Origin of the sequence: Spirochaeta lutea (genome assembly GCF_000758165.1) — a bacterium.
GTDB lineage: Bacteria > Spirochaetota > Spirochaetia > DSM-27196 > Salinispiraceae > Spirochaeta_D > Spirochaeta_D lutea.
The window spans coordinates 121,972-147,061 of record NZ_JNUP01000003.1; the positions used below are offsets into that span (position 1 = coordinate 121,972).

Annotated in this window: 18 protein-coding genes; 2 read left to right on the plus strand and 16 right to left on the minus strand. The window is 50.2% G+C overall.

Annotated features, from left to right (window positions below):
• Positions 1-24 precede the first annotated feature (24 nt).
• The 10 genes from DC28_RS01045 to DC28_RS01090 all read right to left on the minus strand — a co-directional run bounded on the left by DC28_RS01045 (position 25) and on the right by DC28_RS01090 (position 13,203).
• Complete coding sequence (locus tag DC28_RS01045; RefSeq protein WP_037544716.1) at positions 25-1,413, minus strand: chemotaxis protein CheW; 1,389 nt, start codon at positions 1,411-1,413, stop codon at positions 25-27.
• Positions 1,414-1,428: 15 nt separating this feature from the next.
• Positions 1,429-3,840 (minus strand): chemotaxis protein CheA, encoded by a 2,412-nt coding sequence (locus DC28_RS01050; protein WP_037544718.1) that lies wholly within the window; start codon positions 3,838-3,840, stop codon positions 1,429-1,431.
• 130 nt (positions 3,841-3,970) lie between these two features.
• A complete protein-coding gene (locus tag DC28_RS01055) occupies positions 3,971-4,972 on the minus strand; it encodes a flagellar filament outer layer protein FlaA (RefSeq protein ID WP_037544719.1) in 1,002 nt (333 codons plus the stop codon).
• Between the two features lie 64 nt (positions 4,973-5,036).
• Positions 5,037-5,564: a hypothetical protein gene (locus tag DC28_RS01060; RefSeq protein ID WP_037544721.1), complete on the minus strand. Its 528-nt coding sequence runs from the start codon at positions 5,562-5,564 to the stop codon at positions 5,037-5,039.
• Positions 5,565-5,573: 9 nt separating this feature from the next.
• Complete coding sequence (locus tag DC28_RS01065; RefSeq protein WP_052078297.1) at positions 5,574-6,602, minus strand: N-acetylmuramoyl-L-alanine amidase family protein; 1,029 nt, start codon at positions 6,600-6,602, stop codon at positions 5,574-5,576.
• The gene (locus DC28_RS01070) at positions 6,586-8,121 is read right to left on the minus strand and encodes an ATP-grasp domain-containing protein (protein WP_052078298.1); all 1,536 of its coding nucleotides are present in this window, start codon (positions 8,119-8,121) and stop codon (positions 6,586-6,588) included. The genes DC28_RS01065 and DC28_RS01070 overlap by 17 nt, the downstream gene beginning before the upstream one ends.
• Complete coding sequence (locus tag DC28_RS01075; protein WP_037544726.1) at positions 8,118-9,902, minus strand: class I SAM-dependent methyltransferase; 1,785 nt, start codon at positions 9,900-9,902, stop codon at positions 8,118-8,120. Before DC28_RS01075 ends, DC28_RS01070 begins: the two co-directional genes overlap by 4 nt.
• Positions 9,899-10,669 carry a cytidylyltransferase domain-containing protein gene (locus DC28_RS01080; RefSeq protein WP_052078299.1) on the minus strand — a complete coding sequence of 257 codons (771 nt, stop codon included), beginning with the start codon at positions 10,667-10,669 and terminating at the stop codon, positions 9,899-9,901. The genes DC28_RS01075 and DC28_RS01080 overlap by 4 nt, the downstream gene beginning before the upstream one ends.
• A complete protein-coding gene (locus tag DC28_RS01085; RefSeq protein WP_037544727.1) occupies positions 10,659-11,636 on the minus strand; it encodes a hypothetical protein in 978 nt (325 codons plus the stop codon). Before DC28_RS01085 ends, DC28_RS01080 begins: the two co-directional genes overlap by 11 nt.
• The gene (locus DC28_RS01090) at positions 11,611-13,203 is read right to left on the minus strand and encodes a spiro-SPASM protein (protein WP_037544728.1); all 1,593 of its coding nucleotides are present in this window, start codon (positions 13,201-13,203) and stop codon (positions 11,611-11,613) included. Before DC28_RS01090 ends, DC28_RS01085 begins: the two co-directional genes overlap by 26 nt.
• A gap of 58 nt (positions 13,204-13,261) precedes the next feature.
• Here DC28_RS01090 and xseA point away from each other — a divergent pair, with 58 nt between their 5' ends.
• Together xseA and xseB are read left to right on the plus strand one after the other, a co-directional pair.
• Entirely contained in the window at positions 13,262-14,503 is a 1,242-nt protein-coding gene (gene xseA, locus DC28_RS01095) for an exodeoxyribonuclease VII large subunit (protein ID WP_408020222.1), read from the plus strand.
• Entirely contained in the window at positions 14,496-14,738 is a 243-nt protein-coding gene (gene xseB, locus DC28_RS01100) for an exodeoxyribonuclease VII small subunit (protein WP_037544730.1), read from the plus strand. The genes xseA and xseB overlap by 8 nt, the downstream gene beginning before the upstream one ends.
• Here the strand turns inward: xseB and DC28_RS01105 are convergent, their stop codons facing one another.
• The 6 genes from DC28_RS01105 to DC28_RS01130 all read right to left on the minus strand — a co-directional run bounded on the left by DC28_RS01105 (position 14,739) and on the right by DC28_RS01130 (position 25,040).
• Positions 14,739-15,206 carry a DUF192 domain-containing protein gene (locus DC28_RS01105; RefSeq protein ID WP_052078300.1) on the minus strand — a complete coding sequence of 156 codons (468 nt, stop codon included), beginning with the start codon at positions 15,204-15,206 and terminating at the stop codon, positions 14,739-14,741. It abuts the gene before it with no gap.
• Positions 15,206-15,796 carry a hypothetical protein gene (locus DC28_RS01110; RefSeq protein WP_037544732.1) on the minus strand — a complete coding sequence of 197 codons (591 nt, stop codon included), beginning with the start codon at positions 15,794-15,796 and terminating at the stop codon, positions 15,206-15,208. Before DC28_RS01110 ends, DC28_RS01105 begins: the two co-directional genes overlap by 1 nt.
• 28 nt (positions 15,797-15,824) lie before the next feature.
• Entirely contained in the window at positions 15,825-16,082 is a 258-nt protein-coding gene (locus DC28_RS01115; protein ID WP_156104527.1) for a hypothetical protein, read from the minus strand.
• Positions 16,083-16,215: 133 nt separating this feature from the next.
• Positions 16,216-17,328, minus strand: a complete 1,113-nt coding sequence (locus DC28_RS01120) for a hypothetical protein (RefSeq protein ID WP_156104528.1) — start codon at positions 17,326-17,328, stop codon at positions 16,216-16,218.
• Between the two features lie 21 nt (positions 17,329-17,349).
• Positions 17,350-22,038: a SpoIIE family protein phosphatase gene (locus DC28_RS01125; protein ID WP_238565737.1), complete on the minus strand. Its 4,689-nt coding sequence runs from the start codon at positions 22,036-22,038 to the stop codon at positions 17,350-17,352.
• A gap of 29 nt (positions 22,039-22,067) precedes the next feature.
• Positions 22,068-25,040: a hypothetical protein gene (locus tag DC28_RS01130; RefSeq protein WP_037544739.1), complete on the minus strand. Its 2,973-nt coding sequence runs from the start codon at positions 25,038-25,040 to the stop codon at positions 22,068-22,070.
• Positions 25,041-25,090 lie beyond the last annotated feature (50 nt).

A 25,090-nucleotide genomic window follows, 5' to 3' on the forward strand; every position in this document is an offset into this window, starting at 1 on the left:
TCCTAATCGTTATAATACGGATATTCAGCCCTTTCGAGCGAAACCCAATTGACTACCTTCCTGTCGGAACCAACCACTTTCCTTGGGTGGCTTCTCATTTTTCCCCAAACAAAGTACACCGTTTCCCTTCACCCTATCATTTATTTCTTCGAAGATTCTTGCTAAAGCCTCGGGTTTTATAAATGAAAACAGATCCCGCGCCATGATAACCTGTATCGGCGGCATACTATGTGTGTTATTTATATCATGATATTCAAACAATATGGAATCCTTAATCTTCTGATTAAAGGAAAGCCCGTTTTTACCCGAGGTCATGAACTCACGGCACCAACTCGGCACCTCGTTTTCTTGAAAAACCAGGGTTGGCGCTCCCGAAATATTCAATAAATCTTTATCACTCGCCCAAATTTTTATTTGCACATCGGGGTATTTCTTTCGTAGAACCGCAGCCAGGCAGTAACTCTCGTACCCTTTTCCGCATCCAGGATTCCAAACATGTATTTGTTTCCCAAGTTCTGAAGGCAACTCTTTTTCAAACTGCGCCGCGTAATCATCACCCCAAAGCTTTCCGGTGTAGGGAGAGAAAAAGGTACTGAGAAAGCTCACTGCGTCAGCCTGGCTTTGCACTTGGCTATCGGCTTCGCCGCGTTCCTGGTACCACTGATCAAATCGATTATCAAACCACTCCTGATTGAGACTGGTAAGATGGAATCCCTCAATTGCCTCTAAAGACTCAGCAACAAACTGCTTATTTAACTGCTTGGTATCATCTTTGCCGCTTTTTGTCTTGGATGAGCCACTCTCTTTCGGTGCCGCGGATGAGTCAGTTTGCTCCTTCGTTTTTGCTGGTGTAACTGTATTGTCGAGCAGACTTGTGGGTTTTACATTTTCCTTCTGAGAATCATCCTGTTTACCAAGAATTCTCTCCACATCTAATATGATGTATAATCGACCGTCATTTTCTACAACACCACTGATGTATTTGATATTAATGTCCCCAAAAATAGGGTGCGGGGGTTGGATGGTACTTGAATGGATTCCGACCACCTTATCAATCCGGTCAACAACGACACCGATCATATTAGATTCAAGCCGAAGGATTAGACCTGACTCCTCCTCCCCATCCTTTTTTTTCTCGTGGGGTAGATTGAACATGGCCCGGAGATCAATGATTGAAATAATCTCGCCACGCAAGTTATACACACCTCGTACAAAGGGAGGGGTATTAGGTACATAGGTAAAATTTACAAATCTCGCTATTTCCTTGATCTTCATGATATCAATTCCATAGTCTTTCCCGGCCAGGGAAAAGGTTACCATTTTAAAATCTACAAGATCTGTCTTATCTTCTACCGCATCCCGATGAAGTCCTGTTCTGCTGGCACGTCGGTTCTTTTTTGCTAGGGTTGCCATGTATGCCTATCTCCTTTATCTGGTTGCAGTTTCCCTTTTCTCGCGAGCATCACGCTCCTGTTTCTGTCCCAACTCAAGTAGCTGGCTTACATCGATGATTAGGCTAACCGTACCGTCACCAGTAATATTTGCACCTGCAATGCCAGGAGCGTTGGTATAGTGATCCCTCAGGGGTTTGATGACTACATCCTCCTCGCCTATAAGAGAATCAACGATAAGGCCCATCTTCTTGTCGCCACTCCCAACAATTACAACGAAATAATGCTCCTTATTTTCATCGGTTGGGATATTAAATATCCGGTTTAGGCGCATCAAAGAAACCACATCTTCTCGCACATTGAAAACTTCATAGTTATCAATTCGCTTGATATCAGTCGGCTTAATACGATGGCTGTCCAGCACGGCCGTTATAGGGATTGCGTACATTTCCTTTCCAACTCGCACCAGCAAGCCTTGGATGATAGCAAGGGTGAGGGGGATTTTAATGGTAAATCGAGTACCCTTTCCCGGAGTAGAGGAAACAGACACACTTCCATTGAGCTTCTCAATCTGTTTTTTAACTACATCCAACCCTACACCCCGGCCCGAGATATTCGTTACCTCTTTTGCTGTAGAAAATCCGGGTTCAAAGATTAGGTTATAGGCCTCAACGTCGCTGAGCACCTTGTTTGGATGGATGATTCCTCGATCAGTGGCCTTTTTCTTAACCATATCCACATCTATCCCTCTGCCATCATCGTATATCTCAATGAGAATCATATTACCCTCATTGGAAGCACGAAGCAGCAGCAAGCCCTCCTCAGACTTTCCTGCGCGCTTACGATCTGAAGGACTCTCAATCCCATGATCCAGGGAGTTCCTAACACAGTGAATCAGCGGGTCCAGAAGATCTTCGATAACACTCTTATCGAGCTCGGTATCTTCACCCTCAATTTTAAGCTGTATCCGTTTATCAAGAGATTTACTGAGATCACGGACAAGACGGGGGAACCGGGAGAAAATTTGCGAAATCGGAACCATCCGGATCCGCATAACACCCTCTTGTAATTCGCTCGTGATCCGCCCGAGATTCTGTGCTGTACTTCTAAACTTTGCTATGGAACCCTTGAAACTGGCTTGTATACCATCAAACATGGTGAGTAAGTTCCCATAGTTTTCGAGAATATCTCGTTTTACGTCCTTGATACTCATTCCCTGTTCGATACGCTCCATGTATTCCGGCAGACTATCAAAGAGTTCTTTTATTAACTGACGATAATCATTTTGAATTGTCTGAAGCTGGGTCATATTATCAGTGAATTGGTTGCTAACCTGGTTGAAGGTGGCCTTGTTAATGACGGTTTCCGAAACAAGATTTAGGAGATCGTCAATTCTCTTACTCTCTACCCGTAGGATACTGCTCGAAGCAGGTCCAGATTTTCGGACTTCCTGGGACCTTGAACCATCCTCGGAACCATCTCCCGAGGCATCGGAAGTTTCGACCCCCGCCCCATCAAGACTGTCATGCTCAGGAAGGTCATCATTCCGCGATGAATCGGGATCTGCTGCAATAGCCCCGAGCGGTTCCTTAGGAGTGCTAGGTTCAAGGGTATGCCCATCCGGGACTGTCTGTTTTACAGCCTCCTTCTTCGGAGCGCTTCCCACTGCTTGTATAGAAGCTCCGAGGGTTACATCGGTAATGGATGCCTTATCTTGAATAGTCTCAAGATCTTCCTTCGTTGCAAGATAATAAACAACATGGGGGTAAAAAACATCTTCGTACAGCCGTTCAAAATCAGGGTCTGTTTTCAATAAGGTTCCGATGGATTTTAGTGCAGCAAAAACCTGAATCCCCCCGACGGTATTCATGGGATTATCCTCATCGAAGCTTACGTCTACCTGATAAATTTCCTCATCGTCCCCTGCAGCCTCCTTCATTTCTAAAAACTCATATTCACTGAGGCTTTGATTAGGAGCAGCGGTACCGGACGTTTTGGACTCCTGTTTTTTTGGTTCCTTTTTCGCCGGCTTCTTTTTAGGAGTTTCGCCACCATTTCCTAGCAGACCACGCAATTGATCTTCCACTGAGGAAATATCTTCTTGGTAAACAAGCCCTTGGCTACGCTGGGCAAGCATTTCTTTTATAATGTCGATGGAGTTTAACAACAGATCAATGGTATCACCATCAACCGTCAGCTTCCCACTCCTAATCTCATCAAGTACGTCCTCTACGATGTGGGTAAATTCGGCGAGTTCGGCCATTTGAACCGTAGCAGCAGCACCCTTTAAGGTATGTGCAGCTCGAAAAATCTCATCAATGGCATCCTCGTTACTTGAATCATTTTCTAGTACAAGGATATTCTGCTCCAGCATTTCCACCTGCATTTCAGCTTCGCTGTAGAAGTCTTTGAGTAGTTCCTCATTGTTGGGGTCTAGGTAGTCGCTCATGCATTAAATGATATACGATTATAGGGGGAAGTCAATACATAACAAGATAATAACGAAATCCTATAGAATTATTTTTTTAATAAAAAAGGGCTGCTAAGCAGCCCTTTTTTGTTTAACCAGTCGTTGTAGCTTACTCTGCGCTTGCATCCATCTTCTGGCGCTCAAGGTATCGAAGTACCTGAAGGTTCCCAAGCCGTTTCAGCTCAGAATTCCTCCGGGATTCTTCCCGATCTTGGAGAATACCCCAAACAGCTTCGTCATCGATATCGCGCTCAAGTGACAGAACAGCCTTATCATAGACAACACTTACGTCTTTGATGTAGGCAATGAAATCACCACCTTCCATGGCGGCGTCGCGGTAAACCCGGAAGCCCATGAGCTTAACCATCGGAGCTGAGTTAGGATACAGAGGGAAGGTATTCAGTTCACGGTTACGAACCTCAGCGATGTAGTTGGGATTATTCCAGGTAAGAGTTCTCCAACCATCGAAGTTGAGGTATCCCATGAAATATTCTTGTTCTACATTATTTTGATCTTTAAAGATGATCGAGAGACCGTGGGGGAAGTTCAGACCGTGTACATTCACAGAGATCGACTTCAACACGCCTATGTTCTTTACGACCCCGTAGCCATCAAATTTACGTCCACGTCCAACTTCTTCCTGGGGAACCTCCAGAGTCCCGTCGGCTGCAACCGTTGTTGCATCCATGTACGCAGGAATCTCAAAGGGTGGTTTAACCAGGGCCCAAGAGTTGAAGGGCTCGTCCGGGAAATGAACCCGCACCCCGAGAATAGTCTCGTTCGGATATTGGGCTGCACCTTCTCGTACCAATGCAGCACGGGTAAATGAATTCGATTGATTTACCACAGACCGTGCAGATGAATTTAATACAACTTCCCAGTTCTCAATGAACAGAGAGGTCTTCATCTGAGCTTTTTCTTCCTGGGTATATGAAGACCCAGCCACTACACTAAAATCAATCAGAGTTGCTTCGTTTTCACTGGGCTCTCCATCATCACTTACGGAAAAGTCTGCGCCCAATTGATTAAAATCGATAAGCACTGACTCTTCAGCAAACAGACCGGTGCCCGCGATTAGTGCAACTAAAAGAAGAATGAAGAACCTTTTCATCCTGTGCTCCTTTGCTCTCAAGCCTTTACGAAGTATTCGCATCTAGAATTATACGAATCCCATTTTAATTGTCAACGTTTTTTACAGTTTCTTGATTTTCACCACCCTTCTGAAGGGAAAAGACCGGGGCCCCGGGAACATTTCCGCCAATTAGAAGGGTAACATCATCAATACCTGGAAAATTGGTCTTAATGTTTTTCATTATTAAATCCTCAATTGTTTCCAGGGGTCTTTTTTTATAATCAGCCAGGATTTGCACTGTGTCAATACCGAGTGAAACGGTGACTTGTTTTTTTTGTTCATCGAAGAAGAATGCGTCAATGACTGGGGGTGAGGGAAACAGAGGTTCGGAGAGAACACGAACCGGACCCAAAAGCAGTGCATCTAAAAATTGTTCTATCTCTTGGGCCTGGCTTGCCTGACGAGGCAGAAGTTGACTTTCTGGAACGAGGGTATTTGTAGCAGCATCGGGAAAGATCATACGGTATTCCTGCAGGGTTGGCGGGAAAATCACACCTAGGAGAATGCTTACCAAAAAAAGAAAGCTCAGAATTGCAAGTATAATTTTTTGCGGTAATGAAAGGGGGATCAAATCACACTCCTAATACACCTCCTCAAAGTTGGCTATGAAAGAGGTGACCCCAGTATAGATGCCCTTAGAAATCTTTTGCAAGTAGTCTGGTTTCATGAGCAGAGCAAATTCGTCTCTATTCGTAACAAACCCGATTTCAATGAGCACCGACGGCATCCGGGCATTTCGCACCACATACCATTCCTCCTGCATCAATCCTCGATTATTGCTCAGCGTCCCGAGGGTTCCATCTAAACCAGTTAGAATCGATTGAGCCAATAAAATGCTCTCTACGGTATATTCCTCTTCGAGCAGGGTATTGAGAATGGGAATGACGCTCTTGTCGTATTGGGAATTGGAGTCTTCAGAAATCAGTTCACGACGGTATTCGGGAGGGAGATACCACACCTCGTACCCTCGAGCAGCGGAGTTTAGAGATGCGTTTGCATGGATGGAAATATATAAGATATCTTCATTCGGACCTCGATGGATGGTGTTTGCCATGTCGGTTCGCTCCTCGAGGGTAAGATATGTATCGTCGCTCCGGCTAAGGACCACCTGTTTTTCCGGATACTGGTTCTGGAGCAATGCAACGACTTGTTTGGCAACCTCCAGAACTATATCTTTCTCCCGCAGCTCCTGTACTTCATCGTTTATGGTATGCCGCCCGATGGTCCCGGGATCTTTGCCCCCATGGCCGGGATCTATAAAAATGGTTGAGATCCTTCTTCCCGGACTTTGAATACCCGGGTTCAGCAGATCAAGAACTCGTTGACGGGCTTCTTGATTGATCATAATCTCGCCACGATTGCTTTGTGTTATACCTGGTAACGAGATCGGAAGTTGATGGTTGAGAATCCCCATACTTCCGCCGGGATGAATGGTTAAGGATCTTCCCTGATGCGCAAGGGTGAGTTGATTAGTATAGGCATCCCAATAGTAGGTAAGGTCCAGAGTTTCCCGGAGTGATAAGATGTTGGTATCCTGAGCACTCAACGGTGCTAAACAGACCAGCGTAAGGATCGCCAGCAGCCAGAATGTTTTAGGTATATGCTTCACAATATCGCTCTTCCCATCGGTTTAAAAGTTCCTGTTCGCGGCTATCTCTTCCTATATCGGTAACTATCAACGCCGCCTGGAGTCCATACCGCCTAAGAACCAAGGATGTAAGACGATCAAGTGCTCCTCCGTACCGGTGAAGCATGGCTTGAGCCTCCTCCAATGTTCGACCGTCCCAGGATACCTCAGATGGATCATGATTGCCATGAAGATTCTCCGGATACGCGGGTGGAACAGTCTCCAAGGCTGGATTGTCAATGAGATCCCTGCTAACGGGATTATCGGGGTTTAACCGAAGTAGTACCGCTGCCACAGCATTTCGAGCCACGGCTTCCGCCTCTAACGGGGTGGCTGAAAAGGCGATAATATTACCGGCCTTTTCTACATTATTCTGAGGAAAGCGGACGAAGTCCCCCTGGGACACCCGTGGGAACCAGTATTTTACCCCGGGGAATTGGGAGAAATCCGGGATGAATAATTCTTGAATGGTACCTGGAAAACTTATGACTGCCCGTTCTGCCGAGGCCCCGGAACCACCGTGGTATCCTTCGAGCTCCCAGGGAGTTACCCTCAGTGGTTGGGTGCCAAGACTTATCTGAAGAGCAATTCGGGTTATTGGAATGCCGGTAGCACCGGGAAGGGTCCAACCTGACATATAGCCCCCGGATAGGCGCGCGGCGATTTCACCAATAACTGGTCCTCGGTCAGTAAAGAAGACATCACCCTTGGCTGCGCCGTTTTTAATCCCCAGGGCTGCAACCCCACGATGAAATATCTCTAACATATGATGTTCTTGGTCGGCATTGAGGTCGGAAGGAATGGTGTGCCCGACCTCAATAGAATATGGGGGAAAACAAATATGCCTTCTGGCGATAACAGCGGTAATACATTCTCCCTGGTGGTACAGTGCATCAATACTGTATTCGGCGCCCTGGATATGATCTTCGATGATGGCAGTTTGGGATCGTGAGTAGCGTTGCGCTTCTTGAATGGCGGGGCCTAAATCGTTGAGGGATGAAACGGTAATAACCCCCCGGGCTCCCATGTTGTCCACAGGCTTGACCACCAGAGGAAGGGGCATGCCGGCTGCATCCAAGGCCTTATGGACACTACCAGTCGAGGTATCCAAGCCCGCTAGGATGAACCGTGGGCTGGGTACCCCGCTCTCTCTGAAAATTTGGCGCATCACAGCCTTGTTACTGGCCGCATGGGCGACCTCCGGGGGTATCCCTGGCAACCCAAAGTGTTGGGCGATACGGGCGACGCTGTAGGAGAAATCCGTACCGGCCGTGAATACTCCGTATAGACGTGGAACTAAGCCCTCCGATTCAATAGCGGTAATGATAGCATCAAAATCCTTTAGATCGATAGGAAAAAACACATCTGCTTCGGTTCTCATGGGTGCATCAGGATTTCCATCACATACGATGGTGGAGAAACCGAGAGAGGCAGCTTCACGGATAGCTGGCCCCTGCATGGTGCCCGCCCCAAGGATGAGAAGGTATTTCGCCTGAATCATGAGCGGGGTTCCTTTACTGCGTAGATTTCCATGGTGTCGCCAAGGTTTCGAAGAGAATTCCATATCCTTCCGAGGGACCGGAACATGAGGGTATTGACCCATGGTGGGAAGCGTTCTGGATGGTAACTGGCAGGAATGATCGTTTTGACGGTAAACCCGGATCGTTCAAGAAGAACCTTAGCTTGTTTGGGATCCCAGACGGTTACATGATCCATGGGACTTTCGTCGAGAAATGCTGCCATGTTTTTCCGGCCTGAGATTCCGCGCCAGGAGGGGGTTGCGAGGGCAAGCACTCCCCCGGGCAGGAGAAGATCATAGATGGTATTCAGACTATCTTTGAGATCCTGTAGATGTTCAATTACATACCAAAGGCTCACAACGTGGAAACCCTGAGGGTTTAGCTCTGGGGAAAGAGAATTGATATCGCCGCATTGAGCGGGTATTCCCAGGGTATTGGTAACATATTCAACTGCCTCGGATGAGACATCCAGGCCCATAGGCAGGAACTGCTGTTCCTTTGCGGCCTGAAGAAACGGTCCGTAGGCACAGCCGATATCTAGAAGTGTCGGTGAGGTTGGGGCCCCGGTTTTTGATAGAAGTTTTTGGATTTGGTTCAGGCGCCGCGAGCCCTGTGCTTTTATGGTTTCAAAATCATCGAGATAGGTACGACCGTATTGCTGTTTATATTCTTCCATGAAATACGATTCATCGTATTGGGTAACCATGGGCTCGGCCAGTACCTGGTAGAGGGTGTGACAGGTCTGACATTGGATGTAGGTGCGTTTCGCGCTACGGTGCACGATGGAGGTACTCACGGAGCCACAGCCAGGACACCGGGGATCTGCATGGCTGAGCATGTAGATAAGGGCGGAAATGGATTCGCGGGGAAGTTGTGTACCCTCAGTATGTAGTAACTCGTGAAATCGTTGGACGCTCTGGGCTGCATCTTCCAAAAATTGAGGGGTATGCAATCTTCTGATCTCTTGCGGTGAGGGAATACTAGGAAGGCCGAGGGAGGCTGAGAGTTTTTGATGGTACCGGCTAGGATGATCTAACAGCACAGGTGTGCCGGCAGATAAGGCTTCAAAACAGAGAAGTCCGAAACTGGTGATAACAAGGTCGAAGTTTTGAAGTTGGGTTTCAAGATGCGGCACGTGATGAATGATCTGCCAACCTGAATGGGTGCTCTGGATGAGCAACCGTTCCTTATGGCTGAGAGAGAGGCCGGGGATATACACAATCTTTGCCCGGGGGAATAGGCGTTGCAGTACGCCGGAATTAGCCAAGGCAGGACCTAGTTTCCGAGGATCCTCAGCACCGAATGACACAAGGACGGACTGAACAGGTATTCGATTCCGGGGATTGTATGGGGGCAAATCAAGGAATGCAAGGCTCTGCCAATTAGCAGGTCCGGTTTTATCGGGAATCCTTGGCAACATGTCCACCAGGAATGTGCAGAGGTCGCGGCCAGGCGCTCCGCAATCAACGCCCAGGACCGTACCCAAACTCGAAAGCGTAATAACTTCTTGGGTGGTTGGCCAGGGTTTATCCAGAACGACGAGATCTGCTTTTGAGGGAAGGCTTTCAATACACCGGCTTGCGAGATCGGGATACAACCCGAGTCCGGGATGCTCGGGAGGTAAGACTATCCGTGTATCCGCATCGGGAAAGGTGGATTGGAGCATCTCCATGGTTTTTAAGGAACGTAACACATGGCCTGCCCCAAAACCGGTATTGGTTTCGGGAACAAATACAATGGTTGATGTATTAACGTTGTTCATAACACCTCGGATTGTTGGTAGAGTCTCTGAAAAGCTGAAATGATTTCCCGGCTTGATGGGAGGATGTGGGCGCCCCCCAGGTTCATAGTGTCATTCAGGGACTCCCGGGTTGGAGGAAGGAGTGATTGATATATCCGCTCGATACGTTGATAGTCTTCCTGGTAATCTACCGTGATGCGCACATCGGGATACCGCGCCCAATCCGGCGGAGAGAGTCGAAGTAGAGAATAGTCCTCAGGATGGTTATAGATGTATGGGGTTACATGCTCATAATCATAGGGGGTAAGGGTGTGTTCAGGAAGATTTAGGAGAGCCTGGGCGGTAATAAACTCTACTCCCCCGCCGTAGGGCAGTGCATTGAAGACAGTATAATCCATCCCTCGGCGGACACCTGAGAGGATTTGCTCGGGAATAAGTTCATGGATTACGAAGGGGTTGTCAGCGGTGGCTCGTATGAGAAAATCAAAATGATAATCTCGAGCCGCTTTTTGAAATCGGGAAAGTACGTTTATTGAATCACCCTCCAATACTGCAAAATCCTGGGCCTCTGCGATCGGCTGAATGGTGGTGCTGCTTGCTGCATCGGTAAGCACGACCATGGTGAATTCGAATCCGGATTTGAGGTTAGGATCTACCGATATGGTTTTTAGCCTCTGTAATGCAGAACCGAGGATGGTTGTTGATCCCAGAGGCAGGGTAACCTTGCCCGGGAGCCGCACCGAATTGCAGCGGGCTTGAATGCAGATCCCTATGTGCTTAGAAGCCATTAAACCCCTCCTCTTCCCAGAGTTCAACGAGACGGCGTGCTTCTCCGGTAAATCGAAAAGAATGGTGTTTTACCCACGCACGAGCCTTTTGAAACTGTTTTACGGCTTGAATTATACCTGACCCGCTGTTTCGGTAAAATTCCCAGAAGGCATGCAATGGTACGTGGCCATGGTCTTTATCAAATTCTACGGCGATATTACGAAGGTAAAACGTAAGGTAATCATCATCGGGGGTGGTGTCTTCTGGCTGAAAATCCTCCTCTGCCTGAACACGGAAACCCTGATGAAGAGATATGGCATTTCCCCAAAGAAAACTCCGCAATCCGAAGTCCATTTTTTGCCAGTACGGGTTAGGTATATCTAAGGCAAACCCCCCCAGGGCTTGAAATTCTTTTTTATTATAAATGCCAAGATAATCAAAGGGATAGAGAGAGCAGGTGTTTTCACCGCTGGGGGTAAGGTACACTGGTTTCATGTGGTTGTTGAAGCTTGCTGGGATGCAGATGGTCGGCAAAACCTCGCCTCGGGTATTTCGGATAACAGGAGCGGTACAGACCGCCCGACTTTCCCAGATCTCCTGGATGAATCTGCTAGACATTGGCAGTGGCTGGATATAGCTCCACAACACCATGGCATGGGTTGATAGAGACTCACGCATGGCTATATTGATCTGCTCACCGATGGACTTGGGCTGGTCCTGAAAAACCAGAAATCGTAATCCGGGGTAGCGCTGGGAGAGCTCTTCTAAATCGTATGAGGGCCGGCAGGATTCGATGGAGATGATTTCCGTCCAACCATATTTCTGTAATCGCTCGAAGGTATCGTTCCGGAGGTACCGGGCTCCCCGATTTAAGAGAATCAAGCCGAGATTCTTCTGGGAATGGGAGGTGTCAACTGTTGGCTTTCGGCCCAGTACGGTGTAGGGAGTAATTCCTGGATTATTAGAAATTGTATGTGTAGTACTCATCACAATCCCTGCATACATCCGGATAATTCTGATCACAATGCTGATGGTATGGGTCGGTTATACGATCCCAGATGTCTTTGGGTTCCTCCTTAAAAATGTTGCCCATGGGTTTATGGTTCCCCATGCTCTGTTCACAGAGGGGAACGCTTCCGTCAAGCAACACCGTAAAATCACGCATCAAATGCCAACAGGGAAGACGCTTCAAGGGGCGAAGATCCACTGCCTTTCGATCGGGTAAAAGTCCGCCTTGATTCGCATACTTTTGAATTATGATATTCTCAGTCTTTCCCTTCCAGTACTGGTAGAAGGCGAGAAGCTGTTCCTCCCGATCCTTGAGCCGTACGGCTTGGACATAGACATCGGCAGGACTGAGTGCTAGCATGGTTTGGGTGAAACTCATGGCTTCGTGAAATCCCGTACCCCGGAGGGTTTGGTACTCTTCCTCAGAGACCGCATCCAAGCTGATGATCCACTGGGTTTTCTTAAGGGTTGGGACTAGACGTTTTATTTCCTCAGGATTCCACCCGATTCCTGAGGTCACGATGAGGAGCCTCTGGGGCAGGTGTCGGTCAATATAAGAAATAATGCGGTAAATATCTGGATGGGTTGAAGGCTCGCCTAGAGGAGAGAGGGAAATAACTGATTCTGGCGACCATTCTGCAAGACGCTGAAACAGCTCAAGTGCCTTGTCGAGGGGCATGTAGTTTGTATCATTAAGAAGCCCGGGATTCATACGGGGATAGGGACAGTATGAACATTGTTGGGGACATTGGGCAGAAATCTGAATTGAAAAATACGCAGGAAGGGTTCGGTAGTCTTTTTGCCTGCTCCGTATTTGGTTTATGAATTCACGGGGGTCTTCTTTCAACACCTCGGGGGTAAGGCCAGCAGAAAGCTTTTTGCACAACAGGTAGTTTCTTCTGGTAGAGGTGTTTAGCTCCAAGCGGTAGGGTCTGAAATCAAAATCCGATAACAGGGTCTCGATCTGATAGGCATTTATATCCTGTTGTATTAACCCAAATAACAAGGTTCGATCAATGGTGCTGGGGTGTTTGTAGGAAAGGGAAAGTAGGGACGGAATAGTATCGGGGTTTAACAACTCCGGCGCTGTACCCGGGGGGTAACCGTCCGCAAAGGTAAAATCCGCCCGATATGTACTGTGGAGTTCCTGTAAATCCTTGGTTACCTGGATCTGCAAAAACGGAGAATCACCCCAAAAAACGGAAACAGTTCCTGTAGGTTTAGTAGTTGCTACAACGGTAAGGGCCTCGTGCCAGGAGTCGGAGGATAATTCGGTGATAGTGTACGGTACCGGACACCAGGACCAATCCAAATCAGCAGCGGCTGGAGGAGGCTTGATGGTCTGACTGCGCTGCTGCTCTGTTTCTGGGGTTGGTACAAAAAGCAGGCTTATGGTAGAGACATGGGAGACTGAAGCCAAGGACTCTATGGCTCGTTTGAGATAGTCCTTTGCTGACCCATGATGGAGTTCAAGTTCCCAATACGGCAGGATTGCAGGTAGTAAAATACAAAGGTGGTTCTCCATGGTCGTTCTATCGGTATCCATTCCTTACTCCTAAAGGGTAGCTGGATTATTTTATCAGTCATCGGTATTCTAATAAACTATGAACCTAATGGTGAACGAATTTAATCCCGTCTCTGTATCCCAACTCACCTACCATATCAAGGAGATACTGGAACATTCCTTTTCCACCCTGGTGATCGAGGGAGAAATCAGCAATTTCCGGCCCGCTGCGTCCGGGCATTGGTATTTTTCCCTAAAGGACGAGCATGCAGTAATTCAGGCTGTGATGTTCCGGGGAAAGAACTCTCAGATTGATTTTATCCCCAAAGACGGTATGCAGGTACTGGTCACCGGAACCCTCAGTGTGTATGAGAAGCGGGGCAACTATCAGATTATTTGCACTACCATGAAACAGGCCGGGCTTGGCCAGATCCTCAGGGCGCTGGAGGAGCGCAAGCAACGGCTTTCTGCAGAAGGCTTGTTTGACCCAGAAAAGAAACGGGGTATTCCCCTCTTCCCAAAACGTATTGTAGCGATTACCAGCCCTACCGGGGCTGCTATCCGGGATATTCTGAATGTGTTGAAACGGAGAAACCTAGGAGCCTCGGTTACGATTCTCCCGGCTGCAGTGCAGGGAAATGAGGCTGCTCCCCAGCTCATCAAGATGTTACAACTTGCCAATACATTCGCCATGGGGGATGTGATCATCCTCGGCCGGGGCGGCGGCAGCCTGGAGGATTTACTTCCCTTCTCCGATGAGTCTTTGGTTCGCGCTGTCGCCGAGTCAGAGTTGCCTGTTATCTCTGCAGTGGGTCATGAGATTGATTGGTGCCTCTGTGATTACGCGGCTGATCTCCGGGCGCCGACCCCCTCCGCTGCGGCTGAGGTTGTAACCGGACACCGCGAGGAGCTGCTGTCACGGGTCCTCTCTGCTGGTCATACGATAGCAGGGGCTATGGTTCAGACGAAAAAACGGCTTACCCTCGCCCTCCGACCCTTCAAACCAGATTTTATTGAGGAAGCATTCCGGCGAGTCATCCAACCGCGATACCAGCGGCTGGATGATGCGAAGGAAGAGCTGGTTCAATCCCTGGGTAACCGTATTAAAGATGTACAAAAGCGACTTTCGGTGGCTGTAGCTCAGATTGAAAGCTGTTCTCCCTACGAGGTTTTGCAGCGGGGGTATAGCATCGTATCGAAGGTGAAAACGAAGGAAATAATTACAAGTGCCGGTCAGGTGGCCCGGGGTGAGGCTGTCCATATTCGCCTTGCCCAGGGAGCGATTCAGGCTGATGTAACAGAATATGTAGAAACGGCTCAAGGAAAGGAATTACATGAGTAGCTTTGAAACCAGACTCCAGAGGCTGGAAGAGATCAGTATGTCAATCCGGGGTTCATCTATAGAATTAGAGGAAGCCACAAGCTTATTCGAGGAGGGAATAACCCTTGCTCGTGAACTGGAAAAGGAGTTGTCCAGGGTTGAACAAAAAATTGAGATCTTGGTTAATTCTCCGAGCAAAGAAGGGGAAAAACCCGTACTCGAGTTATTCCCTGAACTCACCGAAGGCAACAGCTAACTAAAACACGGTGATGTCCGTAAAATCGGGTAGGATGACCTCATCACCCATGGTAATTCCCAAGCGATCCAGGACGCCCCGGTTTACCTCTAATGCGTACTGGACCGGCACTTCGGAGGAGACCGAGGTGGTGCTGTAGGGTTCGAGGTCCCGAATTGTTTGAATAATCCCGTGCTTGTCGATGTAGGCAATGGTAAGGGGTAGCGAGGTGTTCTTCATCCAGAAGGAGCGCACCTGTTCATCGGGAAATACGAAGAGCATACCCTGTTGATCCCCCAACTCCTGACGGTACATCAGGCCCCGCTGGCGGGAGGCCGGTGTGGCAGCGATCTCGACCTCAAATCGATGCGGACCGATGGAAAGTGTGCCCTGGCTTAGCTTCGGTTCCTGGCTGCAACCCAATGCTGCCACAAAGAACGCGAATACGATCAGTCCGGAGAATATTTTAAGGGGTATGAACGTTTTCATTACCGAAACTCATCCAGAAAAAGGGTCTTCGAAAACCGCTCTGCCGAATCCTGAATCATGGAATCCTCCTGCATCCTTCGAAATGCTCCCAGGTCGAGAAACTGAACGGTTAACGGTTTCTCGATGCTTATCCTGGTTTGTTCATCCTGCCACACTGCCCTTCGGGGATTCAAGTCATGGGGATTGCCGTACCGTTGGTTAAATATACGGTAGAAGGTTCCATAGTCAAATTCCTGGGGATCGACTACCAAAGAAATGGAAAATAGGACGCCTTCAGAAAACTGGAGTACCACCTCCTGGAGAAAGGCCTGGCCCGGCGCACTGATAATGGGATCATCTCCCAGAGGCCTGAGACTTACATCCCGGGGTCCTCGGAAATGGATATAGCTGCTGGTTTCCAAGGCGCTCAATGCATCGTCGTAGACCATCCCTAGGCGTATGGAGTCGAATCCTCGCAGGAGTAGGTTCTCGGGGATAGTTTGGTTTGTACCGGCATCCTGTCCCTGGAGAGTCCCCAGGCCCGGAAGGGTCAACAGTATGACCAAAAGAGTTGTGGTGGCTATACGGTTGAAATCACCCTTGCAATTCATAGAACCTCACTACGAAATTAGGCAACGATTACATGGAGACCCATGAAATCAACGCTACGATAAGAAACAACAGGGCAAGCCCCAGAGCGATGGAAACCCCGAATATGCCCCGGCGAATCCTTTTCCTCCGTAGCCCCTGCTCCGGGGTATCCTGAAAGATGAAGGTATCCGCCGGGCTGTCGATCACCTCTTCCTGGGAGGGGTTGTTGAGCTTATTGACGGGGGTTTCCGGGGATTTACCCCCCTCGGCGCTAAACCCCATGTAGCCGCACTGAGGGCATCCCATGACAAACCGATCGGCTGTTCCCTGAAAACTGCAGACGGGACATCGCACCTTGGAAAAAAACCGCCCACAATGGGGACATATCCTGTCCCGTGCCTTGACCCGTCCCCCGCAGTTTTCGCAGAAAAACTTCACATCACCTGCCACCTTGAATAACCTCAGCCAGGGGAATCAAGCCGTAATAAAACTCCTCGAAGATTCCCGCATCACTTACCCCGGTGGAAAGCTCTATGACGCCGTCTTGCGCTTCAGGGTTAAAGAATCCGAAATCCTCCAGGATGGCTCGGGAGATGGCAGCCTCAACACTGAAATTGGAGGCACCGTACTGCCCCATATAGATAGGATTGTCCGGATTTCCCGGATCTGCTGCAGACGGGGAGGCCCCGGCACCCGGCCCTGAAGCAGTCTGAGGCAGTCCGGCTTCGGTATCGAGGGCCGATCCCGGCCATAGATACACCGGTCCACCACGACGGACAACAGGAATTTCGATGGTTACATCGGCGGTTTTTGACTGCTGCTCTTTGGGAGCAGTCTTGTGCAGACGAAGGATGATGCTGGTTCCAGGGGTAATCTGCTGGTAGCTGGAGGCCATGAAATATAGATTTTCCTGGGTAAGCAGGGTTTTTACCACGTCCAGCTGCGCACCGCCCTTACGCCAAAACACTGAATCTCCAGGGGTGATCTGACGTATACCGGTGTTGTTCTGCTGGATGATTACCACCGGCATACTGTCTTGCCGGTAGGACCGCAGCTCCGGACGGCTCAGCCAGTCTACAAACCTGCCGTCGATGCGGATGGGCTCAGGATGGGGTTTAATCCTGGTGACCGGCAACATACCGATGCTGTCCGGGGAGGTATCGGATTGATCATCTGGCTGTCCAAGAGCATAGGCCCTACCCGCTGAGCCGCCGGGAATGAGTTTCACGCTAATAGGATACCCTGCTGAGGCCGACTCTGCCTGGAGGGCGAGAATAAGGGTTTCGCCGGTGAAGCTGGGAAGATTGGGCAGGTAGCTGCCGGGTAAAATGGTTTCCATTTGAGGGAACAGCTCTTCGGCCAGGGTTGCTGCTTTAGCAGGATTCGTCTGTAGCTCCCGAAACTCCTGGATGGTTACCGGGAGGGTTGTAACATACATCAGGACGTCGCTGAAATTTTGTACGGTAATAGTACCGCCTGCCTGACTGAATAGTCCTGGGGCAGCCAGAAGTAACAACCCGAAAAAGCAAAGGCTTTGTAATCTTCGTTTCATGCCATTACTATCGTCCATTTTCTACTTCTTTTTAACGGTGAGGATGGTTAAATCGTCGTATTGCTCATCTTCCTTGAGATGGGTATACACTCGGTAAAGACTGTTTGGATCCTCTTCCAACTGGTAGGAGAAATACTTCGAGTAGTCCCGGCAGTAAATCCGGAGAAAATCATCCACCTTTTTATCGATACTGACCCTATCATCCGGCCCGGCGGAGGGGTCGGGATTGAGTCTGAACATTTTTTCTACTGCTATGATCGAAAGGACGGTGTTTTCTGTCGTATCCTCCAGCTCCCGGAAATCAAAAACAATATCACCCGGCTCGTAGGGAGCAAAATACTTGGTAAGGTGGAATACGCCCCCCTGCTTCACCGTATTGATGAGAGCCGTAAGTCTGGTAAGCCCAAACTCTTCGCTGTTGGTATTGGGAATGATGTCCTCGGGAAGATTGCCCTCATCGATATCTTCCTGGGTAACCTGCTTCAGGGTGCCGTCGTTGTTTCGAAAATGCCGCTTTGCTTCTTCAAGACCGTCGGTGAACAGCATTAGTTCATCCCCGGGCTCGAGCTGATCGTATTCTTCCTTAAACTGGACGGGAATATCCTTGCTATTAAACACCCCTGCCGCAGGAGAGGCAAAAAGCGAGGACTGTACCACCTCACCCTTACTACGTCGGTAAGAGAAGACCTGGTTGTCCCCGGCATTACAGTAGGTGATGGCGCCGGTGCGCTCATTGAATAGCACGATATTCAAGGCGGCAAAGCGCCCTGTGAATTGCCGTTCTGCCACGAGGTCGTTGATATTGTATACCAGTGTGCTCAAGGGTTCCCGCCTGCCTCCCCTCTTCTTGAGAACCTTCTGCTTCTGCTCCCAGTCGCTGAAATAGTTGAGGAACAGGGTAGCAACCTCAACCATGATGAGAGCCGCAGAAATACCCTTACCGGAAATATCGCATTTAATTATGGCATAGGTGTCCTGGGTTATTTTTTGATAGTAGAAATAGTCCCCCGAAACCCCCTTGGCTCCCTCGTAGTATCCGAAGAAGTCAGAGAAGTCGGATTGGGTATGTCCTGTGGAAAGCTTATTATTGTTCGGCCCCGTATCAAGCTGGATAAACATTTTCTGTACGTCTTTTCCGAATAGCAATTCCTTGTTGGTTTCGGCTGCCTTGGCAAGGCCCTGGGCCATCTGCTGGATAACCACCGCGAGGGTATTCAATTCGTCCCGGGTATTCATAGAAATACCGAAGTTCTTCAATTCTGATTTATCTTCCGTATCGCGAATGAGCTCAACCCCTGCCACCAATTTTTTAATGGGATTGACGGTGATGAAGGAGAGCAAACCCGCTCCCGCTATGCCTACCGCCAGAGCAATGAGACTGAAGATCAGGATGTTCTGTTGTATGAGCTGTTGGGTTTCAAGAATTCGCTGGTTGATGATCTGGGTCGATACACCCATGCGTACCATGCCCTGGTAGTATTCTGCCTCTGCTCCGCTTTGACCGGATACCCGGTACATGACCGGTTTATAGAAGAGGTAGTACTGTTGATCGGGATTGTATGCCCCTGGGCTGAAGGCAGGCGCGCTCTGGACATCCCCCCCGATGGATTTTAGGGTTTCATCTATTCGCTGGCTTAATCCCCGACGGATGCTGTCGATTTCGGCTCGTCGGCGGGCGGCATCTGTGCTGGTACTGAGCACCAGGCTTCGAATTTCATCACCCAATCGGTCCAGCTCTTCCGGCAGCTCGCCAAGTTCATCTCTGGCCTGGGTATTTATCCGGTTCTCGAGATCTTCAATGCTCTGGGATAATTGATCTTCCACAGGGTGCTGGCCAGGCAGGTACTCATCACCCCGGAGGGTACGCTGGAAGTAAGCGGAATTTTCAATATCCGTGGAAGCCTCACCGGTCTGAGGCGGGAGGGTCTCACCGGTCAGGTACGGGTCATTGGTGGCCCATACGATTTCATTCTGATCCGTGATGGTAACAAATTGCGCCTCGTCCATAACCGTACTTTGGAGGATGAGGTTAGCAAGCTCAATGGTGTTAGCCGAGGCGGTTGGCATAAGGTTAGCCGCACCGCTGGCAATACTCTCAATGAGCACTTGCACCCGCTGTTCTAGACCCTCGGCAAGGGTACGCTGTTGGTTTGTCAGTACAAAACTTCTCAGGGGCAACGCAATAAGCATTACTACAGAGAATACCAGGATTATTATTAAGACGGAAAACTTGATCCGCAGGCTAATTCCACGTTTTTTCATTCGTCTGATCCTCTCTCGCTCAGCTGGCAGGGTTCGGGGTTTTCCAGCAAGAATGGCATGGGCCTCGGCACTCAGAACCCTGGTTTCTACAATGACACCTCTGATACGAATCAATGTAACTCCAAGGACTCCCGTTAACAGTACCATAGTCAGCCAAAACAATGCGTCCCGGGAGGTTAAGGTCATGACTCCAGTGACGGGTTCTAGGGAAGAATAGGGTTCATACAGGGTGTAGTTCCCGAAGAGTATGGTTCCGGCGGCCTTTAACTGGATGGATTGAGAGCCCCGATAGCTCCCCCGTTCTGTGTGGTTTAAAATCATTCTATAGGATCCGGTGACAACATCCGAAATCCGTATTCCCGAAATCCGGGTATCCGACTCAATTTGGTACTCGTCCCGGTTTGCGGCGAACTCATAATCCCAGGGTTCCTGGCCGTCCTGATCCAGAATAATTGTATCGATTACACCGTTGGTATTGAATCCGCGGCCGATTAGCTCCAATTCAAAATGACCCAAAATGTCCTGCTCCAGGGCAGCATTCCGCAAAATGGTTACCGGGATATACTTGTTCAGCCGTACAAAGAGGGTTGAAGGCGCCCCCACGTTGCCCACCTGGTCAACGGCGCTCACGGTTAAGGCCCATAGGCCGTTATCGATATTCTCCCTACTGATGGTGGTGGCACGCTGAATAGATGTTCCGAATCGAGCAGGAACGGCCGGCGCCGATGTAGGTATGGCGGTCCGGGCCGGTCCCAGATACCGAAATGCGACCGCGTAACCGGCGAGATCAATCTCGTCATTTTCCTGCCATTTCAGAGTGAAGGTGTTTGAGGATAGGTACCCAGACTCATCCAAGGGCGGATATTCGATTACCACCTGCTTCGGGGGAGTCCTGTCTCGGAAATAGGTGATGGTATTCTGATCGGACCAGTTCCCGATGCTATCCCGTACCCGAACCCCTAAAACCCACTCACCATCGTCTGTGGCGAGGAGATCGAGGCCGCCATCTTCCAGGGGGATCGCCTCCGCCCTTTCCAGCTGACTGCGGGCCTCTTCCGGTGTTCTTGCCCAGGCATAGGCAAAATGGGTAATTCCCGAAACATCCGGCCGCGGTTCTACCCGTACCTGTACCCGCTCCCGGTTTGACCGAACTCCCAGGGTGAAATTCTGGGGGACGAGGCGCGGCAGGGGCGCCGATTGGTCCGGTTCCCGGTAAACGAGGCGGGCAACCCCATCGGCCTGGGAACGGCGATTCTGCCAGACGAGATAGAGCCGGGAATCCACCTGGGTCGATGCGGCAAAGGTCGAGGTTCCATCCCCCGGACTGAGATTTCTTGCGACCCAGGATTGCCGATCCCGGGCCGCCAGGAATATGCGGGAATTGCCCAGGGGATTATCATAATACAGAACACCGGGAACGCCCCCCAGATCCAGGATCTGGGGATCCGAGGCGCCCTGACTTCGGGTTGTAACCGGTTCGATATCTCCTAATACATCTCCTTGGGCGGAAAGACCGGCTATAGCGACCTGGGGATTTAAGCCGCTGGTTTTGCGCTCCCATACCATGTACAGTTGGTTCCCCACCTCTGCAAGATCAGGGCGCTGGTTATCGTAGAGATTCGGATCGGTGTCGTCAAAAACATCGGGCTGAAGGGTTACCCGGCGGGTCGCGGACCAACTGCGACCGCCGTTATCAGAATACCGGCTAAAGAGCTGGTAGTAGGATGATTCCGAAAGCTTCAGGCCCTGGAATACCACCAGGATCCGGTCAAGACCTTCATCGTAGTGCAGCACCGGATTGAAGGAGAACAGGATTGACTGGTCCTCGGAAAAGACCTGGAACGGATTCCAGTCAGTGCCGTCGGTACTTCGGGTGCTGAGCAGGGTTAACCGGCCTGAGACGTTTTGGACGGCAAAGAGGATGTATCCCTGACTATTGAGGCTGTACAGCCGAGGGCTCACAATGGTTTGCGGAGATTGGATGACTGCAAGACGCTGCCGGCTTTCTACATCGTAGAGAGAAATACTGGTAGCTTGATCGGCAATGGCTATTTTCAGGCCGTCCTGCCCGTTATCGGGCACGCTGTAGATGGGCGGAGGATTGGAACCGCTGTACTGCACCGCCTCACCGATACGGCTGGCAGATGACCAAGTCCGGCCCTGATCCTGACTTTCAATGATTTCAATGGTGATTTGACTGTCCTGACCCCTGGTTTCTAGTCTCTGGTAAAAGAGGAAAAGCCTGTTCCCCATATGCCGCAATTCAGGAAACCGGACATTCGCATCCACCAGGACACGGGGTTGCTCGAATACCAGATCGGCAAGATTATCACTGCCTCGGGGGATCTGGGTTTGCCCGAAACCAATTCCGGGAAGCACGAACATGAGAATCACCATACCAAAGAGACAAACAACGCGGGGGTTTACAGGACTTCTCAGGGTGATCACCCGGTGATAATAGTTCATCCCATACTCTCTTACAAGCGCCGCTCAATCCTGTCGCGGAGGGACAGGAGAGGTGGGTAGCCCTGGTTCTGCTGATCCTGAAGCAGCTGCAGTACGATAGCATAGGCTTCGGCAATATTGTTTTGAATGAAGAGGTTCTCAGCCCTGCGGAACCGCTGTTCATCGGCACTGGAAAGTGCCAAACTTGCCTGACCGCCCAAACGGATCCGAATAGTGTCGGCAAGCAGCTTTGCCTCGGCGTTGTTGGGGTTGACCTGAATGGCTTGCTCCAGGAGGTCGAGGGCTGCCTGCAATTGTGCCGAGTCTGCTGTGTTTGTGAGACCCTGGGCACGGGTTAGGAGTCGGTTGGATTCGTTTATTGCCTCCCGGGTGATGGGGTTTTCCCTGAGGCCGAGCCGAATCTCCAGCTCTCGGATGTTGGCTTGAAGACCGGGGTAATTGGGATTTATTTCCCCAAGAACCTGCAGGTCAGTGTACACGTCTATGTCCGGAGCAGATCCGATCCGGCTCACCGTTTCACGGTAGCGATTGGCGAAGAGACTTTGAAACTCATCCCCGGCCAATATCTGTGATATTTGGATCTGCATAATCCTGGCTTCAAAATTATAGGGCTTGATGGATAGTACATTCTCAATGTTCTCTTCCGCCCGGGTTATGAGGGTTCTTCCCTGGTTGTTGTTGCCCTGGTTAACCAGGCGTCTGCCTTCTTCAATATCCACCCGAGCAAGGTTGAGAAAGGGGCTGACCGTTGCATAGAGGGGATCAACCTCGGTAAGTTCACGCTCCTGGGTAAGACTGGTGGCGGCGGTAATCCTGTTTTTAAGCAGGTTAATCTCCGGGTTGGTGGTGGTATTTGTGAGGGACCAGGTATCTTCTGCCCTGGAAATGATTTCCAGGGCTTGGCTGAATTCCCCTGCGATGTATTGGGATTGGGCCTGCTCAAGCAATGTCCGGACCTGCCGGACTACAATTTGATTCTGAGCCTCCCGGATCTGGTCGCCGAGCTGCAGGATGAGTTCATCACTTTCTTGCCTGAACTCCTCGTCGTTTCTCAATTCAAGACTCTGAAAGTAGCTGATTCTTGCTTCTTCGAAGTAGTCCCGGGCTTGTTCAACATTGAGATTCTGGGCTGCCTGGGTACTTTGGGCGACCAGCTGATCTCCCTCCCGCCGGTATTCTGCCGCTAGGCGGATATTCTCTTCGGCCTGCTGGGTGAGTTCTTTCAACCGTTGCTGTTGGGAAACGATCCGGGTATTCAGTTCCTCTATGCCCTGCCTGCGGTTGCCCAAGGAAACCGAAATGCCGGGGAATTGTTCCAGAGTCTGTTCATTCCGAAGTACGAGGCTCCTTGCCTCCGCAAGCAAGGATCTGGAGAGGCTGTAGCGCTGCAGACCTTGGTCCGGGTACCGCAGTAACAGCTCCTGATCCTCGGCCGGGATCCCCTCCACCAAGGCCTGTCCTTCCTCCTGCAGATTCTGGGCCTGCTGAACCAGGGCTTGGGCTTCCTGTTCCAGGTCTAGGGCAATCTGGTTGAGGATTCTCGATTGGGAGGTTCGTATTCGTTCGCTGAGCGACGCGACATGGGTGCTAACTCGCTCCTGAAACGAGACTGCCTGGGCCTCAGCGCTTCGGACCGCTTCTACCCGTTGAATGAATGACTGTTCCAGGACAGCCAGGTTCTGGATCATCTGATCCTGCTCTTCCAGCCCCTGGACCCCCTGGGTCAATCCATAGGGTGAGGCTTGGACTACCTGTGAGAGCTGTACCTCGATTTCTGCAATGGCTATGCTTGTTTGAATGGTTCTATAGAGTATTGCGTACTGGTCCAGGAGGCGGGTTTCCCAGGGCTGGGTAATCTCTTGAAGGGATTGAAGGGGCGCTCCCTCAGCAAGGCTGTAGGCATGGGAAGCGGCTGCAATGAATTCCTGGGCCTTCCAACCCTGGTGTACCGCCTGGGTAAACTGACCAGAATCCAGGAGACTAAAAAATCGTTCCTGTTCCGTCCGGACAACCTCCCCGAGTCCGGTGTAGAGCTGGACCCAAACACTATTCCACAGACCTCTGCTTAGCCCCGCAATCCCCTCCTGGGTTGAGCCCTGCGGTCCTCTCGTAAAGACTTCCAAAAACACAAGGTAGTCTACGATCCCCGGCGTGGAAGTTTGCAGGGCTTCCAAGGTTTCCAGTACCTCGTTCCCCTTGGTGATGAAGATGTAGTCCTCCCGGACGATCTCCTGGAGGCGTTCCCGTTGGGATGTCCCGGCTCCCCAAAGCGGTCCCTGCATTCCGGAAAACCCAACAGCTGAAGCCTGACGAGCCTGGTTTATCACCTCCTGATAATCTCCCACCGCAGCCCTCCAACGATCAATCCTCTGGGTGGTTTCCTGAGCAATGGTGCTCAGTAGGGTTATAAGCCTCTCAACCTGACTGTACAATTCGGGGTCATAGGAGGCATTCAGGAATTCTTCTCGCTGCAGCTCAAAACCCTGGATGTATTCGCCGAAGGCACGTTGATATTCTTGTTCGGCAATGAATTCCCGTGCCCGGGCCAAGCGTTGATCCCTGAGGGTTCTGTCTAGCTGTAATTTTGCGGTGCGGCGCGCCTCCTCCAACTGCATACGGGTCCGTTCATTCGGCGCACTATCCAGGGAATACATCTGGTCAATGAGAGCGACGGCCTTTTCAAGGTTGTCAGGATCGTTTTCTAATGTATCGATGAGATCTGCAGCGAGCTGATTATAGGATCCGCGAATGGTTCGGATCTCAGCCATCAGGGCTTCCGCCTCTTCAATCCGATCTGGATTTGTGCGTATTACATCTACCAAAACCTCGATGGCCTGGGAGTATTCCTGGTCTTGGATGAGGGTTTTGGCTATTGTGATTGGGTCCTCGGCTGAACCTCCCGGGAATGCCAGCATTCCTGTTAACAACAGATGGTAGAAGAAAATAATGAGACGAATGGCTGTAACATTTCTTTCGACCACCATGGTTTTATTTAGCTTCCTCCCCTATAAAACAAACCATACCCCCTATCTGT

Bases quoted from the DNA above. Each gene is read 5' to 3' on its own strand.
- DC28_RS01045 (WP_037544716.1), bottom strand. From the start codon at position 1,413: ATGGCAACCCTAGCAAAAAAGAACCGACGTGCCAGCAGAACAGGACTT.
- DC28_RS01050 (WP_037544718.1), bottom strand. From the start codon at position 3,840: ATGAGCGACTACCTAGACCCCAACAATGAGGAACTACTCAAAGACTTC.
- DC28_RS01055 (WP_037544719.1), bottom strand. From the start codon at position 4,972: ATGAAAAGGTTCTTCATTCTTCTTTTAGTTGCACTAATCGCGGGCACC.
- DC28_RS01070 (WP_052078298.1), bottom strand. From the start codon at position 8,121: ATGATTCAGGCGAAATACCTTCTCATCCTTGGGGCGGGCACCATGCAG.
- DC28_RS01075 (WP_037544726.1), bottom strand. From the start codon at position 9,902: ATGAACAACGTTAATACATCAACCATTGTATTTGTTCCCGAAACCAAT.
- DC28_RS01080 (WP_052078299.1), bottom strand. From the start codon at position 10,669: ATGGCTTCTAAGCACATAGGGATCTGCATTCAAGCCCGCTGCAATTCG.
- DC28_RS01085 (WP_037544727.1), bottom strand. From the start codon at position 11,636: ATGAGTACTACACATACAATTTCTAATAATCCAGGAATTACTCCCTAC.
- DC28_RS01090 (WP_037544728.1), bottom strand. From the start codon at position 13,203: ATGGATACCGATAGAACGACCATGGAGAACCACCTTTGTATTTTACTA.
- xseA (WP_408020222.1), top strand. From the start codon at position 13,262: ATGAACCTAATGGTGAACGAATTTAATCCCGTCTCTGTATCCCAACTC.
- xseB (WP_037544730.1), top strand. From the start codon at position 14,496: ATGAGTAGCTTTGAAACCAGACTCCAGAGGCTGGAAGAGATCAGTATG.
- DC28_RS01105 (WP_052078300.1), bottom strand. From the start codon at position 15,206: ATGAAAACGTTCATACCCCTTAAAATATTCTCCGGACTGATCGTATTC.
- DC28_RS01110 (WP_037544732.1), bottom strand. From the start codon at position 15,796: ATGAATTGCAAGGGTGATTTCAACCGTATAGCCACCACAACTCTTTTG.
- DC28_RS01115 (WP_156104527.1), bottom strand. From the start codon at position 16,082: ATGGGATGCCCTCAGTGCGGCTACATGGGGTTTAGCGCCGAGGGGGGT.
- DC28_RS01120 (WP_156104528.1), bottom strand. From the start codon at position 17,328: ATGAAACGAAGATTACAAAGCCTTTGCTTTTTCGGGTTGTTACTTCTG.
- DC28_RS01130 (WP_037544739.1), bottom strand. From the start codon at position 25,040: ATGGTGGTCGAAAGAAATGTTACAGCCATTCGTCTCATTATTTTCTTC.